This is a genomic window from Streptomyces sp. NBC_01429 (genome assembly GCF_036231945.1).
In the GTDB taxonomy this organism is placed as follows: Bacteria; Actinomycetota; Actinomycetes; order Streptomycetales; family Streptomycetaceae; genus Streptomyces.
The window spans coordinates 5,179,568-5,193,475 of the sequence record NZ_CP109599.1 but is presented as its reverse complement, the minus strand read 5'-3'; the positions used below and the strand labels follow the sequence as shown (position 1 = coordinate 5,193,475).

Annotated in this window: 13 protein-coding genes and 2 tRNA genes; 9 read left to right on the top strand and 6 right to left on the bottom strand. The window is 70.6% G+C overall.

The features are described from left to right. The first annotated feature begins 52 nt into the window (after window positions 1–52). Window positions 53–1,015, top strand: coding sequence for a D-2-hydroxyacid dehydrogenase (locus OG627_RS22895; protein WP_329067966.1), 963 nt, complete (start codon window positions 53–55; stop codon window positions 1,013–1,015). Beyond that, entirely contained in the window at window positions 1,008–2,525 is a 1,518-nt protein-coding gene (locus tag OG627_RS22890) for an amidase (RefSeq protein WP_329067963.1), read from the top strand. Before OG627_RS22895 ends, OG627_RS22890 begins: the two co-directional genes overlap by 8 nt. A gap of 126 nt (window positions 2,526–2,651) precedes the next feature. Here OG627_RS22890 and OG627_RS22885 read toward each other — a convergent pair whose 3' ends face one another. Further along, window positions 2,652–3,149, bottom strand: a complete 498-nt coding sequence (locus OG627_RS22885) for a DUF3830 family protein (protein WP_329067961.1) — start codon at window positions 3,147–3,149, stop codon at window positions 2,652–2,654. Window positions 3,150–3,256: 107 nt separating this feature from the next. Between OG627_RS22885 and ehuB the strand changes: the two genes are divergently transcribed. From ehuB to OG627_RS22860, 5 genes are all read left to right on the top strand, one after another. Next, window positions 3,257–4,159, top strand: coding sequence for an ectoine/hydroxyectoine ABC transporter substrate-binding protein EhuB (gene ehuB, locus OG627_RS22880; RefSeq protein WP_329067959.1), 903 nt, complete (start codon window positions 3,257–3,259; stop codon window positions 4,157–4,159). Beyond that, window positions 4,156–4,830: an ectoine/hydroxyectoine ABC transporter permease subunit EhuC gene (gene ehuC, locus OG627_RS22875; RefSeq protein WP_329067957.1), complete on the top strand. Its 675-nt coding sequence runs from the start codon at window positions 4,156–4,158 to the stop codon at window positions 4,828–4,830. Before ehuB ends, ehuC begins: the two co-directional genes overlap by 4 nt. Further along, the gene (gene ehuD, locus OG627_RS22870; RefSeq protein WP_329067955.1) at window positions 4,827–5,477 is read left to right on the top strand and encodes an ectoine/hydroxyectoine ABC transporter permease subunit EhuD; all 651 of its coding nucleotides are present in this window, start codon (window positions 4,827–4,829) and stop codon (window positions 5,475–5,477) included. Before ehuC ends, ehuD begins: the two co-directional genes overlap by 4 nt. Continuing rightward, window positions 5,467–6,249 carry an ectoine/hydroxyectoine ABC transporter ATP-binding protein EhuA gene (gene ehuA / locus OG627_RS22865; protein ID WP_329067953.1) on the top strand — a complete coding sequence of 261 codons (783 nt, stop codon included), beginning with the start codon at window positions 5,467–5,469 and terminating at the stop codon, window positions 6,247–6,249. The genes ehuD and ehuA overlap by 11 nt, the downstream gene beginning before the upstream one ends. Before the next feature lie 187 nt (window positions 6,250–6,436). Beyond that, window positions 6,437–7,195 (top strand): IclR family transcriptional regulator, encoded by a 759-nt coding sequence (locus OG627_RS22860; protein ID WP_329067951.1) that lies wholly within the window; start codon window positions 6,437–6,439, stop codon window positions 7,193–7,195. A 58-nt stretch (window positions 7,196–7,253) separates the two neighbouring features. On the opposite strand, the gene OG627_RS22855 is transcribed toward OG627_RS22860, so the two are convergent. Continuing rightward, window positions 7,254–7,856, bottom strand: a complete 603-nt coding sequence (locus OG627_RS22855) for a DinB family protein (RefSeq protein ID WP_329067949.1) — start codon at window positions 7,854–7,856, stop codon at window positions 7,254–7,256. Window positions 7,857–8,042: 186 nt separating this feature from the next. Here OG627_RS22855 and OG627_RS22850 point away from each other — a divergent pair. Continuing rightward, window positions 8,043–8,116: transfer RNA gene (locus OG627_RS22850), tRNA-Lys, on the top strand. 68 nt (window positions 8,117–8,184) lie between these two features. Here the strand turns inward: OG627_RS22850 and OG627_RS22845 are convergent. The 4 genes from OG627_RS22845 to OG627_RS22830 form a co-directional block, all read right to left on the bottom strand. After that, the gene (locus OG627_RS22845; protein WP_329067947.1) at window positions 8,185–8,688 is read right to left on the bottom strand and encodes a phospholipase; all 504 of its coding nucleotides are present in this window, start codon (window positions 8,686–8,688) and stop codon (window positions 8,185–8,187) included. Between the two features lie 295 nt (window positions 8,689–8,983). Next, on the bottom strand, window positions 8,984–9,574 hold the full coding sequence (locus OG627_RS22840; RefSeq protein ID WP_329067945.1) for a lytic polysaccharide monooxygenase auxiliary activity family 9 protein: 591 nt from the start codon (window positions 9,572–9,574) through the stop codon (window positions 8,984–8,986). 262 nt (window positions 9,575–9,836) lie between these two features. Further along, the gene (locus OG627_RS22835) at window positions 9,837–11,705 is read right to left on the bottom strand and encodes an SPFH domain-containing protein (RefSeq protein WP_329067943.1); all 1,869 of its coding nucleotides are present in this window, start codon (window positions 11,703–11,705) and stop codon (window positions 9,837–9,839) included. Window positions 11,706–11,716: 11 nt separating this feature from the next. Then, window positions 11,717–13,177 (bottom strand): peptidoglycan-binding protein, encoded by a 1,461-nt coding sequence (locus OG627_RS22830; protein WP_329067941.1) that lies wholly within the window; start codon window positions 13,175–13,177, stop codon window positions 11,717–11,719. 183 nt (window positions 13,178–13,360) lie between these two features. On the opposite strand from OG627_RS22830, the gene OG627_RS22825 reads away from it, so the two are divergent. Beyond that, window positions 13,361–13,434: transfer RNA gene (locus OG627_RS22825), tRNA-Lys, on the top strand. The last annotated feature ends 474 nt before the right edge of the window (window positions 13,435–13,908 follow it).

Below are 13,908 nucleotides of genomic sequence, written 5' to 3'. Positions count from 1 at the left end.
TCCGGCGGGAGATCCGACGGCGAATCCGGCCCCGGCAGAAGGGCACCTCCGCATGGCGTCCCCCACTCTCCTCGTCCTCGAACCGGCCGGCCCCTCCCCCTCCTCACCACGGCTCGGCCGGCTCACCGGCAGGGCGCTGGTGAGCACCACCGACGAGGCAGGTCTCGCCGCCGCGCTGCCGCTCGCCGATGTCCTGCTGGTCTGGGACTTCACCTCCGACGCGGTACGGAACGCCTGGCCGGGCGAGGGTCCGCGGCCGCGCTGGGTGCACACCGCGAGCGCCGGGGTGGACCGGCTGCTCTGCCCGGAGCTGGTCGCCTCCGACACGGTCGTCACCAATGCCAGGGGGATCTTCGAGGAGCCCATCGCCGAGTACGTGGCGGGGCTGGTTCTCGCCATGGCGAAGGACCTCCCCGGCACCCTGGAGCTTCAGCGGCAGCGCCGCTGGCGCCATCGCGAGGGGCTGCGGGTCGCGGAGAGCCGCGCCGTGGTGATCGGCGCGGGTCCGATCGGCCGGGCCGTGGCGCGGACGTTGCGGACGCTCGGCGTGGCGGTCGCCGTCACCGGCCGTACGGCGCGCCCCGGCATCCACGGCGCCGACCAGCTGGACCGGCTGGTCACCCGCGCCGACTGGGTGATCGGCGCGGCGCCGTTGACGGACGCGACGCGCGGGATGTTCGACGCCCGGCTGTTCGGGCTGATGCAGCCGTCGGCGCGGTTCATCAACGTGGGGCGCGGACAGCTCGTCGTGGAGGAGGACCTGATCGCCGCGGTCTCCAAGCGGTGGATCGCGGGCGCCGCGCTCGACGTCTTCGAGCGGGAGCCGCTCGACGCGCGGAGCCCGCTGTGGGACGTTCCCGGGCTGATCGTCTCGCCGCACATGAGCGGGGACACGGTCGGCTGGCGCGACCGGCTGGGTGAACAGTTCGTGGAGCTTTACGAACTTTGGGCGGCCGGAAAGCCCCTTTCGAACGTGGTGGACAAGAAACGTGGGTACGTCCCCATGCATGACTGATCACGCGTTCCCGACCGACCCGAGCGCCCCGACCGACGTGACCACTCCCGCCACTCCCGCCGACCCCGCCGACCCCGCAGGTCTCACCCGGCTGACCGCGCGGCAGCTGCTGGCGGGCTACCGGCGGGGCGACTTCTCCCCCGTCGACGTGACCCGCGCCGTACTGGACCGGATCGCGGCGGTCCAGCCGCTGGTCAACGCGTTCGTACGGGTGGACTCCGAGGCGGCGCTCGCCCAGGCGGAGGCGTCGGCCGGGCGGTGGCGGGCGAACGAGCCGCAGGGGCTGCTGGACGGCGTGCCGGTCTCGGTGAAGGACATCTTCCTCCAGCGCGGCGGCCCCACCCTGCGCGGCTCCCGGACCGTACGGGCGGCCGGTGCCTGGGACGTGGACGCGCCGGCGGTGGCGCGGCTGCGCGAGCACGGCGCGGTTCTCGTCGGGAAGACGACCACGCCGGAGTTCGGCTGGAAGGGGGTCACGGACTCGCCGCTGAACGGGGTGACCCGTAACCCGTACGACCTATCCCGCACCTCGGGCGGGTCCAGCGGCGGCAGCGCGGCGGCGGTGGCGGCGGGCGCGGCGCCGCTGTCCATCGGCACGGACGGCGGCGGCTCGGTGCGCATCCCGGCCTCGTTCTGCGGGATCTTCGGGCTCAAGCCGACGTACGGGCGCGTGCCGCTCTATCCGTCCAGCCCGTTCGGCACGCTCGCGCACGCGGGCGCGATGGCGCGGGACGCGGCGGACACGGCTCTGCTGACGGATGTGATCAGCGGCGCCGACTGGCGCGACTGGTCGCAGCTCGCCCCGGCGCCGGCTCTCACCGGCTCGCTCGCGGAGGGCGTGAAGGGGCTGCGGATCGCGTACTCGCCGTCCTTCGGCGGCCAGGTCGCGGTCCAGCCCGCGGTGGCCTCGGCGGTACGGCGGGCGGTGGGCCGGCTCGCGGAGCTGGGCGCGTACATCGAGGAGGCCGATCCGGACATCAGCGATCCGGTGGAGGCTTTCCACACCCTGTGGTTCGGCGGCGCGGCGCGGCTGACGCAGTCGTTCAACAAGGAGCAGCGGGAGCTGCTCGATCCGGGGCTGCGGGAGATCGTGGCGGCGGGTGAGCGGTACAGCGCGCTGGAGTACCTGGCCGCGGTGGACGCGCGGATGGAGCTGGGGCGGCGCCTGGGCAGGTTCCACGAGTCGTACGACCTGCTGGTGACGCCGACCCTGCCGGTCACGGCGTTCGCCGCGGGGGTGGAGACGCCCGGGGGCGCGGGCGGCCGGGGGGCGGGCGGCAGGGGGACGGGGCAGCGGCGCTGGACGTCGTGGACCCCGTTCACGTACCCGTTCAATCTGACCCAGCAGCCCGCCGTGAGCGTGCCGTGCGGGGTGGACGGGGACGGGCTGCCCATCGGGGTCCAGATCGTCGCCGCCCGGCACGGGGACGCGCTGGTGATGCGGGCCGCGCACGCGCTGTACGAGGCGGGGGCGGCGCACATCCCGGCGCCGGGGGTGGGGGTGGGCTGAGCGCCCGCGGCGGCCTCGTCGGCCGGGACGGCCGGGGCGCCCGGGATGCCCGGGACGCCTGGGATGCCCGGGACGCCTGGGACGCCTGGGACGCCCGGGAGGGGGTACGCCGCTCCCGGCGGGCAACTACTCCCGGCGGAAGCTGAGCGTCTCGCCGATGGCGCCCGCCCGCCACAGGTCCTGGCACGCCTCGGCCATCCGGTCGAGGCCGTCGACCACCGTGCCCCAGACGATGCCGGGGATCCACCCCATGTCGCCGTTGATCAGCAGATTGTTCCGCTCGTAGAAGAGGGCCAGGTCGACGGTGGTGCGGCGGGCGGTCACGGCCTTCGTGTCGTATCCGTACGACGAGGTGCCCAACTCGGTGTCGGAGAAGGTGAAGTAGCACAGATCTCCGGGGATGGGGGTCACGGTCGGATTCTCCAGCGGCGGTTCCTCGGCGGCGAAGGCCGGAAACAGCGCGTAGATCTCGTTGCGCGCGTACTTCGCGTGGTAGACGTCCGAGCCGAGCGGCAGCGCCTCCCACACCGCCGCGCAGGTGACCGGAGCCCGGTCATCCAGGAGTTTCGCGGTGCAACGCACCCCGCGCTTGTCGAGCGACACAGTCACAAATCGGTCGGTCATGCCTTCATGGTCCTCGCCTGATCCACCGAGTCAAGGGCACACCGGCCGCGGGTGATCGGCTCAAATTGATGTGCATAACCCGATTGGAGTCGGGTAGCCGCGCGCCCATGGCTTCACCTCCAGAGCACCACAGAGAAAGAACCACAAAACGGTCCATAGGGCGACGATCTCTGCTGCTGGGCACGGCGGTACTGGGCGCGGCGGGGGCGCTCGGAACCGCCGGCTGCGCGAAGATCCCCTCCGGTGACACGCTCGCCCGGCTGAAATCGCAGCGCACCGTGCGGCTCGGCATCGCGGGCGAGGCTCCGTACGGCTACGTCAACGACCAGGGCGACTTCACCGGCGAGGCCGTGGAGCTGGCGAAGATCATCTTCAAGCGGCTCGGCGTCGCCAACGTGCAGCCCGTGGCCACCGACTTCTCCTCGCTGATACCCGGGCTGAACTCCCAGCAGTTCGATGTGGTCTCGGCCGGGATGTACATCAACGCGGACCGGTGCAAACAGGTCATCTTCGCCGATCCCGAGTATCAGATGCTCGACTCGTTCCTCGTCCGTACGGGCAACCCCAAGGGTCTCCACTCGTACCAGGACGTGGTGCGGACCAAGGCGAAGTTCGCCACCGGCACCGGCTACGCCGAGATCGAGTACGCGATATCCGCCGGCGTCCCCGAGAAGGAGATCGTCATCCTCCAGGACCCGGTCGCCGGGCTGAACGCGGTCGAGTCGGGCCGGGTGGACGTCTTCGCGGGCACCGCGCTCACCGGCCGCGAAGTGGTGAAGAAGAGCCGCAAGGCCGAGGCGACGAAGCCGTTCGCCCCGCTGGTGGACGGCGAGAAGAAGGTCGACGGCGGCGGCTTCGCGTTCCGTCCCACGGACACCGGCCTGCGCGACGCCTTCAACGTCGAGATCCACAAGATGAAGAAGAGCGGAGAGCTGTTCCGCGTCCTGAAGCCCTTCGGCTTCACCGAGTCGGAGATGACGACGCTCACCGCAGAGGAGCTGTGCGCATGACCGCCGGCCTCTGGACCAACTGGGTGCTCCCGGGAATCTGGATCACCGTCCAGCTCACCCTGTACAGCGCCGCGCTGGCCACCTTCGTGGCCTTCACCGTGGGGACGGCCAGGACCCACCGTTCGCGCTTCGTCCGCTTCCTCGCGGGCTTCTACACCGAGATCTTCCGGGGCACTTCGGCCCTGGTGCTGATGTTCTGGCTGTTCTTCGTCATGCCGGGCCTCTTCGGCTGGGCCCTGGTCCCGATGTGGGCGGCGGTGCTCGCGCTCGGACTGTCGTACGGGGCGTACGGCGCCGAGGTCGTGCGCGGCGCGCTGAACTCCGTCGCGCCGGCGCAGCGTGAGGCCGGGATCGCCCTGAACTTCACCCCCTGGCAGCGGCTGCGGCTGATCCTGCTGCCGCAGGCGGTGCCCGAGATGATCCCGCCGTTCAGCAATCTCCTCATCGAGCTGCTGAAGGGCACCGCGCTGGTCTCCCTGCTCGGCGTCGCCGATGTGTCGTTCGCGGCCTATCTGGTGCGGCTGGCCACCCAGGAGAGCGCGCAGATCTACTCGATCACGCTGGTGATCTACTTCGTGCTCGCCTTCCTGCTCGCCCGGGGAATGCGGGTGCTGGAACGCAGGACCAAGGCCGGGATCGGCATCACCACCACGCCGGGAGGTGCCCGATGAACTGGGACTGGTCCGCTGTCGCGGATTTCATGCCGCGTTTCTGGGACGGCCTGCTCCTCACCCTTCAGGTGCTGGTGCTCGGCTCGGTCCTCTCGTTCACCCTCGGTCTCGTCTGGGCGATCGGATTCCGGGCGCCGACGCGTTTCATCCGGTGGCCGGTGAACGTCCTCACCGAATTCATCCGCAACACCCCGCTGCTGGTGCAGCTTTTCTTCTTCTTCTTCGTGCTGCCCGAATGGGGGGTGCAGTTCTCCGGACTGACCACGGGCACGATCGCGATCGGGCTGCACTATTCGACGTACACCGCGCAGGTCTACCGCGCGGGCATCGACGCGGTGCCGGCCGGGCAGTGGGAGGCGGCCACGGCGCTGAGCCTGCCGGTGGGCCGGACCTGGCTGGCGGTGATCCTGCCGCAGGCGATCCGGCGCATCGTGCCTGCGCTGGGGAACTACGTCATCTCGATGCTGAAGGACACGCCGCTGCTCGCCGGGATCAGCGTGCTGGAGATGCTCCAGCAGTCCCGGCTGGAGAGCGCGGCCACCTTCCAGTACACCGAGCCGCTGACCGTCGTCGGCGTCGCCTTCATCCTCATCGCCTATCCGGCTTCTCTTCTCATGCGAGCCCTGGAGCGTCGTCTTGTCCGCTGAAACCGTGTCCGCCGAGAACGTGTCCGCCGAGAACGCCAACGAATTGATCCGGTTCGACAACGTCACGAAGAGATTCGGCAAGAACACCGTCCTGGACGACCTCTGTTTCTCCGTACAGCCCGGAAAGCACGTCACCCTGGTCGGCCCGTCGGGATCCGGGAAGACCACGATCCTGCGGCTGCTGATGACCCTGGTGAAACCGGACGAGGGAACGATAACGGTCAACGGCGAGAAGCTGTTTCCCGCCGACAACAAGCATGTGCGGGAGGTACGGAAGAACATCGGCATGGTCTTCCAGCAGTTCAACCTCTTCCCGAACATGAACGTCCTGCGCAATGTCACCGAAGCCCCGGTACGGGTGCTCGGCCTGGGCAAGGACGAGGCCGAGGAGCGCGGTCGCGAGCTGCTCGACCTGGTCGGTCTCGGCGACCGCTGCGCGGCCAGGCCCACACAGCTCTCGGGCGGCCAGCAGCAGCGGGTGGCGATCGCCCGCGCGCTGGCGATGCGGCCGCGCATCCTGCTGCTGGACGAGGTCACCTCGGCGCTCGACCCGGAGCTGGTGGCCGGGGTGCTGGACGTCCTGCGGGACATCGCCCACACCACGGACATCACGATGCTCTGCGTCACGCACGAGATGAACTTCGCCCGGGACATCTCGGACGACGTGATGATGTTCGACTCCGGCAAGGTCATCGAGTCCGGCCCGCCGGAGAAAATCTTCACGGACCCGGAGCACGAACGTACTCGCGAGTTTCTCAGCGCGGTGCTCTGAGCACGTCCGTACCGCCCTGACCTCACATTCCGTTGAAGCAAGTATTCCGCTGGCATATGCCAGAGTGGTGCGGCCCAGTACAGCGGCCTGGGCCGCACCCTGATCCGCGGTCAACAGGGCGCCCGTGGCGGACTCTTGGCGGTTATCGTGGTCGTGAGCTTGCGGTCACAACCTGCTAGGGGGAACCGTGGTGCTGAAGCCGGAACCGACCGCGCCGTTCCACTCGGTGCGCTACGTCCTGCGCGTCCTGGAGACCGTTTCCAAGTACGGCGGCGGGGTGACCGACACCCGGATCGCCCGGGAGAGCGGACTGCCGGCCGCACACCTCGCCCCGCTGCTGTCGATGCTGCGGCGCGAGGGGTACGTGGAGCAGATCCCGGACGGCGCCTATGTGATCGGTGACTCGCTGGCCCTGCTCGGCTCGGGCACCGACCGGCGCCAGGCGCTGGCCGCCCGGCTCCAGGACGGCCTCGGCGAGCTGCGCGACGAAATCGGCGCGGCGGTCTACGTCAGCCGGTACGTCGACGGCGAGATCCGGGTCACCGAGGTCGCGGACGGTCCGCTCACCCCGGCGGTCAACGAGTACGTGGACTTCCGGGCGACCGGCCACGCCAGCGCGATCGGCAAGTGCCTGATCGGCCAATTGGACCGCGACGGCCGCAAGGACCATCTGACCCGCCACCGGATCGCCCGGTTCACCTCGCGGACGATCACCAGCGAGCGGCTGCTCCTCTCCCGCCTCGACGGCCACCCGCCGACCATGCCCGTACTCGACCTCCAGGAGTACGCGCTCGGCACCATCTGCGCGGCGGTCCCGCTGACGGCGGGCTCCACCGTCGGCTGCCTGGCACTCTCCCTCCCGCTCGAACAGATGCACCGCCTGCGCGCGGCGGCCGAGACGCTGAACCGCAGGGCGGCCCCGCTGGCACTGGCGCTGACGATCTAGGACGGACCACGTCCGACGAGCAGCCGTCACCCGGGCACCGCACCGTCCCCCGCCGGGATCAGCCCCCGCCGGCCTCCCGCGCCACCCGCTCCAGTCGGCCCCGGTACCCCTCCCACCACGCGGAATCACCGGGTGGCAGGCTGTCCTTGCCCCGCAACCAGCCGACTGACCCGTCCATGAGCTCGCGCCCGATATCGGCGTGGCCGGCGTGGCGCTGAGCATCGCCGATCACGCGCACGACGGCGTGGTGCAGCGTCACCTCGCGTTGCCCCTCGGCCCACCACGAGACGTATCCGGTCGCGTCCAGGTCCAGCGCTTCGATCGTGCCGTTGGAGTGCTTCCATGCCTGCCGGTACAGGTCCGCGATCTGTTCACGGGACTCGTCCTCGGTGGCCCACATGTCCACGTTGGGCTCGTCGGTCTCCGTGTACCACCAGGAAGGGCGGCTCTCCTCGTCGAAGTACGGCCGTCCGAACACGTCGCCGAGGTAGCCCAGCTCCACGCTGGCGGCGTGCTTGACCAGGCCCAACAGGTTGGTGCCGGTCGGCGTGAAGGGGCGGCGGATGTCGTACTCGGAGAGCCCCTCCAGCTTCCACAGCAAGGAGTCCCGAGCGTCCTGAAGGTAGCGGAGAAGGTCCGCTTTCGGGTTCGATTCGACCATGCCGCGCAGTCTCCCACCCGGCACTGACAACGAGCCCTGCGAACGGCCGGCTCCGACGCCCGCTGGCGAGGTCGCGGACGGGGCCCAGGCCCTGTCACGGGCGGGAGTGGCTGATCGGGAGTGGCTGATCGGGAGTGGCTGGTTCGGAGCACTCCCCGGGGGCGGGTATTATTTTCGAGTCAGCAGGCGCCGCTAGCTCAGTTGGTTAGAGCAGCTGACTCTTAATCAGCGGGTCCGGGGTTCGAGTCCCTGGCGGCGCACAGACAGGGTGGGGCCTCTCGCGGGAGCGAGGGGCCCCACTTTTTTGGCCTCTGCCGTTTTCCGGGTGCTACGCGGCGGCGGCCGGAGCGGCGTCCGCCGGGGTGCCGTTCGCCGGGGCCACGCCGAAGATGTCGACCGCGTGGTAGTACGTCCACGCCGTGCCGTCGCAGGACGTCTTCGTCGCACCCGAGTACGCCGAGCAGACCCGCTTCAGGTCCTCGTAGAACGCGGAGTCGATCCGGGCCTTGTTGCCGCTGAACGTGCCGGCCGCCTTGTAGTTGCGGTAACCGAAGTCATGACGGGCGCAGGCGGTCTTGAAGGGGAAGCCGAAGGGGTTGTCCGGCGAGGACGAGCAGTAGTCCGTGGACCAGTCGAACGCGTAGGCCGACCAGGCGCCCTGGTTGTTCCGGGCGGCGAGCCAGGTGTTGTAACTGGCGGCACTGGTCTGGGTCCAGTTGCTGAGCACCTGGGGCTTGTCGGCCGGAGCGGCGGTGGCCTGAGTGGTGGTCAGCAGGACCGTGGCGAAGGAGAGGGCGACGCTGACGAGCGGAAGGGCGAGGCGTCTGCGCATGACGGAAAACCTCCGGGCGGAAGTGGGGGGGAAGACGCTCCGGACCCGGGGCGGCACGGAGCGACCACAGCGTGAACTCCGCGGCTGTCGCACGGTTCTACGCGCGATGACCGTCGCGGGAATGGTGCCCAGCCTTCAGGTGTCGCCAAACGCGCCGAAGGCCGAACTCCGTAGGGAAAATGGCTTGTTAGCGGTCCCCCGCCGTCCCTGCCGCCCCCGCCGTGCCCCCGCGCCGGGAACAAACCGCCCGGGGGCGGACTGCACGCCCCCGGGCGGTCGGATCACGGACGATCCGTCAGAACTGCACGTCGGAACAGGCGTAGAACGCGTTCGACGTGTCCGCGATGGTCCAGACGGCCACGATCATGTGCCGTCCCGACTTCGAGGGCAGCGTCCCCGAGTGCGAAAGCGTCTCCGGCGGCTGCTGGTTGTTGTACGGCACGGTCAGGAACGGCTGCGCGTCCAGTGCCGCACGGGTGAGCGGCTGGGACGCGTTCCAGCCGGTCTTGGTGATGTAGTACTTGAAGTCGGTCGTGGCGTGCCGGGCGGTGAACTGCCAGCGGAAGTTGTAGCTCTGGCCGCTCGACACCTTGGTGGTGGGCCATCCCGTGCCGCCGCGCTGATCGTCGAGTTGCGCGAACTGCCCGTTGCCGCCCGAGCAGATCTTGCCGTCGGCGGGGCCGGCGGCCGGGAAGCCCTTGGGGCCCTCGACGCTCTGCGGCTCCCACTGGATGTTGCCGCAGTTGGTCACGGTGCCGTTGGCACAGAGCTTCTGCCGGCTGACGGGTGAGTCGGTGTAGCCGTGGCTGCTGGCGCTGCCCGTGGCGAACAGGGACACGCCGGCGATCGCGAGGCCGACCACGGCCGCGCCTATCTTCTTTCGCATGCTTCGCTCCAGAGAACGTGGGGAGTTCGGTGAGCCGTGCCGCACGCGTGCGGGAGGAACAGACGGAACGGTCTGCGGTCTAGACCAAGCCTCAGGATATGGACAGCACTTGGCCATGTCCATATCAAAAACAGATCAGGTCCAGACCATTCCCGGCAGTCGTGGCGAGACATCGCGGTGGGGCGCGGCCCGTCGTCCACGGGCCGCGCCCCACCGTCACCCCACCGTCGTCCCGGCATCCCCACCCGTCATCCCGGCCGGGTCACAGCCTCTCGCCGACCCCCTGCCGTCCCGTGTAGAAGGCCACGGTCAGATCCTTGACCAGCGCCTTGCGCTCGTAGTCGTCCAGCTCGACCAGCCCGCGCGAGGTCAGCCGGCTGACGGTGTCGTCCACCGCGTCCACCACCGATGTCAGCACGCTGTCCCGGTGCTTGGCGTCGATCGCGGCGATCCGGCTGCGCTGTATGGCGGCGGCGATCTCCGGCGCGTACTCGATCCGGGTCGGCTGGGCCGAGAAGACATCGACCCCGACGGGCCGGCACTCCGCCGCCAGCATCCGCGTCAGCGCGTCGCCCACCGCCTCGGCGTTCCGCAGCGTCGGCGCCTCGTCGTGGAAGGCGTCGGCGGGCAGCTGGGAGAGCACCCGCGCCATCGCCGCCTCCACCTGCTCCCGCAGATACTCCTCGTGGTCCTGGACCCCGAGCGCCGCGCGGACCGTGTCCCTGACCCGCCAGACCACCAGGACGACCACGCGCAGCGCCGTACCGTTCGAGTCGACGGCGGGCATCGGCTCGCTGCGCCAGTGGCGCAGCCGTACGTCCACTCCGCGGCGCAGCAGGAGCGGGCTCACCCAGAGCAGTCCCGTACGGCGCACGCTCCCCCGGTAGTCGCCGAAGAGCGTCAGCACCCACGCGTGCCCGACCCGGCCGCGACCGAGCCCGCCGAAGGCGAGGAGCGCGACCGTCGCGCCGAGCGCGAGCAGGGCCCATGTCCCGACCCCGACGCCGTGGTACGGACGGGACGGCAGCCGGAACGCCCCGGTCACCGCGTCCGGCAGGGCCCCGCACCACCACGCCACCGCCACGCACGCGAGCAGCGCCGCGCATCCGGTGAGCACGGCGGCCCAGCCGGGGAGCACGGGCCCCGGCCGCTCGGCCAGCTTCGGATCACCGGACGGAGCGGCTCGCGCCGGTACGACGGGTACGGGTACGGGTACGGGCGGCCGCTCCCGTACCCGGGGCTGCTCGCCGGAGCCCCAACGGCGGCCGATGACGGTGGGCCTGGGCATCGCGGGGCGGCCCGTTCCCGCGTCGGGGCGGTCGGCCTCGTCGCGGAAGAGGAGGTGGACGGGGATCTCGTGGGTGCTCTCCCCGACGATGAGCGGACTCCACCGGGGCGGCCGGCCGCCGTCGGCGAGGGCGGCGCCGGTGCGCGGGCCGGGGGCGGTGCCGGAGGCGGTCTCGCGGGGACTGGTCTCGCGGAAACCGGTCTCGCGCGGACCCGTTTCGTGCGCATCCGTTTCGCGGAGACCCGTTTCGCGGGGGCCACTGTCCGTGGCCCTGTCGGCGCCGCCGCCTAGGGTCAGAGGGACGGGCAGTTCCCACGGGGCGAGGAGCGCGGTGTCGGCGGGACTCGTCGCGGAGGCGGAAGCGGAAGCAGGATCGGAGTCGGAGTCGGAGTCGGAGTCGGGAGCAGGGTCGAGGCCGAGGTCGGAATCAGGGGCGAGGTCGGCAGCGGTGACCGGTTCCGGGTCGGGGTCGGGGTCGGGGTCCGGGTCGAAGTCCGGGTCGGCGGCGAAGAGCGGCGCGGCCACCGACGCGGCGACCGGCTCCCTGCGCGGCTCGGTGTCCGCCGTACCGTCCGTGTCCCACACGTCCCACACGTCCCGCACATCTCTCCTGTCCCTCGTCTCCCCCTCCCTCGCGTCCGCATCCGCGTCCACCGCGTGTTCCGCGGCACCCGTACCTTCCGCGTGCTCGATCACCGGCTCCTGCGGCCGGATCCCCGGGGCGGGTACGTCCTCGCCGGGGCCTCCGTAGCCGGCGTCCGCCGGGAACGACTCGGGCCGTACGGCGAACACGCCTCGCAGGTCGGGCCCTTCGTCGTTCGGTTGCGGGGTCGTCGTGGTCATCCTTGCCTCCGTCATGCGAAGAGTCGCCGCCAGGTCTGCGGGCCCGGGTAGCCGTCGGCCTCGGCGCCGCGCCAGCCCTGGGCGCGTTGGAACGCCTCGACATTGCGCCGGTCGGCCTCGGTCCACCGGGGGCCGGGGCCCGTGGAGTAGTGCTTGCCGAAGCCCTTGCGCACGAGCTGCTTGCCGAGTTCGGCGACATGCGTGCTGGAGCGGCCCGGCCGGAAGTACGCGCCTCCCGGGTACGCGGGCGCGCCCGCGCTCACCTGCGCGCCGCTGCCGCCCTGGGCGCTCGCGCCCTGCGCTCCGGCGCTCGCGCTCACCCCCGGACTGCCGCCCGCGCCCGCGGCCGGGATGTTCTTGCCCAGTCCGTTCACCAGATAGCGCCAGGTGTCCCGGCCGGGCAGCCCGTCCGCGTCCGGGCCGCGCCAGCCCTGCGCCCGCTGGAACGCCTGGGTCGCGCGGCGGTCCGCCTCGCTCCAGCGCGGCCCCGGGCCCTGGGTGTAGAAGCGCTTGCCGCCGCGCTCCACCAGCATCTGGCCGAGCTGGGTGACGTACTTGTTGTTGGCGCCGGGGCCGAAGGAGGACGCTCCGGGGAACGTCGCCGAGGCGCCGGTGCCGGTGGGTTTGCCCGAACCCGCGCCCGTACCCGTATCCGGTCCCGGGCCCTTGCCGTCGGAGGATTCGGCCAGCCCCTTGTAGCGGTAGGGCACGTACCGGCTGGAATTGCTCCAGTACGCCATCGGCGTCGCCTGCGAGCGGGTGTGCGGCTTCGTCTGCTCGTACGCCACGTAGGACGAGTGCGTGTAGTCGGTCCAGCCGCCGAAGATCGTGACGTGCGACCCCTTGTTCGGGTCGGCCGGATTGTGGAAGAGCAGGATGTCGCCGGGCTGGAGTTCCTCGCGCTCGATCCGCACCCCGAACTGCGCGAGGCTGCCCGTCCACTCGTTGCCTTCGAGGTTCCAGGCCATCGAGACATAGCCGGAGCAGTCCTGCCGGTAGCCGTCCGACCAGAACTTCTCCATGCTGTACGGCACCTTCGCGTTCACCCACCGCTTGGCGCGGTTGATGATGTCGGCCCGGGTGGACTTGCGCAGCTCGGCCGACGGATGGCTGGAGCCGGGCCCCGGCAGCGGACGCCCGTGCAGGGGCGCGCTGCCGCCCTGCGGGGTGTCCGGGTCGGGGGCGGCGGGCAGCGCGGCGGCACCCTGTGCGGCCGCGTCGAGCAGGGACGGCCCGGTCTGCGGGCTGGCCGGCGCTGCCGCCGCCCGCGCCGAGTCGGCGCCGACACCGGTGGCGCCGAGCGCGACCCCGGCGGCGGTCGCCAGGACGAGCGCGCGGCGCACGCCGTGCGCGGCCGGGTGGCCACCGGCTCGTACCGGCAGCCCTCTGGCCAGATCCCGCCGTCGCTCGGCACACCCTGCGCAGGGGCAGTCGAGAGCGGGCTCGTACTCCTCGAAGACCGGGACGGTCATGCGATCCCCTCCACACTCATCAAGATCTTTTGACGCGTCTGCACGGGCGCCAGTTTCTCAACTGTCCAGACAAGTCGCATTTTGACGGATCAAAGGTAAGAAAAGACAATCCGACAGGCCGCAACACCCATCAAATGGTCGGAGCCACTCGCTCCGATCGGGTAGAGTTCTCCAGGTCAGCAGGCGCCGCTAGCTCAGTTGGTTAGAGCAGCTGACTCTTAATCAGCGGGTCCGGGGTTCGAGTCCCTGGCGGCGCACGCACAGCGCAAGCCCCTTCACCACGCGTGAAGGGGCTTCGCTCGTTCACCCGGCGGCGATTTCCGCGCGACGCCCGCGCGTCCGGCGACCGGGCCGCCCGCCGGCTCCGCCGTGTTCACCGGGCCTGCCCGGTTCGTGGGGCGGCTCACACCCGCGCGCTCAACCCCGTACACATGCCCTCGAAACCTGTGAACGATGGCGCATGGTCGCCATCACATCCATCACACATCCGTCACACCGGTCGCTCAAATCGCTCAAATGACCTACATTCGGCCTTTTTCTTCCTTGCGATCACGACGGGGGTCGGAGAACCTATCCTGAACCCATTGACCCCAATGGGGCATGCGGTCCGAACAGTTGGACACGGCACGAGGAGTTGTCCCGACGGAGGGGTCCGACGGGGCAGGGGGGCTTCCGCGTCACGCATGGCCGTCGTCGTCGCATCACGCAACCGAACGGCCGCCGTTTCTGTC

What these genes read in the sequence shown, in the direction of transcription:
- OG627_RS22885 (WP_329067961.1), bottom strand. Translation starts at nt 3,149, where the DNA reads ATGACCGACCGATTTGTGACTGTGTCGCTCGACAAGCGCGGGGTGCGT.
- OG627_RS22840 (WP_329067945.1), bottom strand. Translation starts at nt 9,574, where the DNA reads ATGCGAAAGAAGATAGGCGCGGCCGTGGTCGGCCTCGCGATCGCCGGC.
- OG627_RS22830 (WP_329067941.1), bottom strand. Translation starts at nt 13,177, where the DNA reads ATGACCGTCCCGGTCTTCGAGGAGTACGAGCCCGCTCTCGACTGCCCC.
- ehuC (WP_329067957.1), top strand. Translation starts at nt 4,156, where the DNA reads ATGACCGCCGGCCTCTGGACCAACTGGGTGCTCCCGGGAATCTGGATC.
- OG627_RS22845 (WP_329067947.1), bottom strand. Translation starts at nt 8,688, where the DNA reads ATGCGCAGACGCCTCGCCCTTCCGCTCGTCAGCGTCGCCCTCTCCTTC.
- ehuB (WP_329067959.1), top strand. Translation starts at nt 3,257, where the DNA reads ATGGCTTCACCTCCAGAGCACCACAGAGAAAGAACCACAAAACGGTCC.
- OG627_RS22835 (WP_329067943.1), bottom strand. Translation starts at nt 11,705, where the DNA reads ATGACCACGACGACCCCGCAACCGAACGACGAAGGGCCCGACCTGCGA.
- ehuD (WP_329067955.1), top strand. Translation starts at nt 4,827, where the DNA reads ATGAACTGGGACTGGTCCGCTGTCGCGGATTTCATGCCGCGTTTCTGG.
- OG627_RS22890 (WP_329067963.1), top strand. Translation starts at nt 1,008, where the DNA reads ATGACTGATCACGCGTTCCCGACCGACCCGAGCGCCCCGACCGACGTG.
- OG627_RS22895 (WP_329067966.1), top strand. Translation starts at nt 53, where the DNA reads ATGGCGTCCCCCACTCTCCTCGTCCTCGAACCGGCCGGCCCCTCCCCC.
- OG627_RS22855 (WP_329067949.1), bottom strand. Translation starts at nt 7,856, where the DNA reads ATGGTCGAATCGAACCCGAAAGCGGACCTTCTCCGCTACCTTCAGGAC.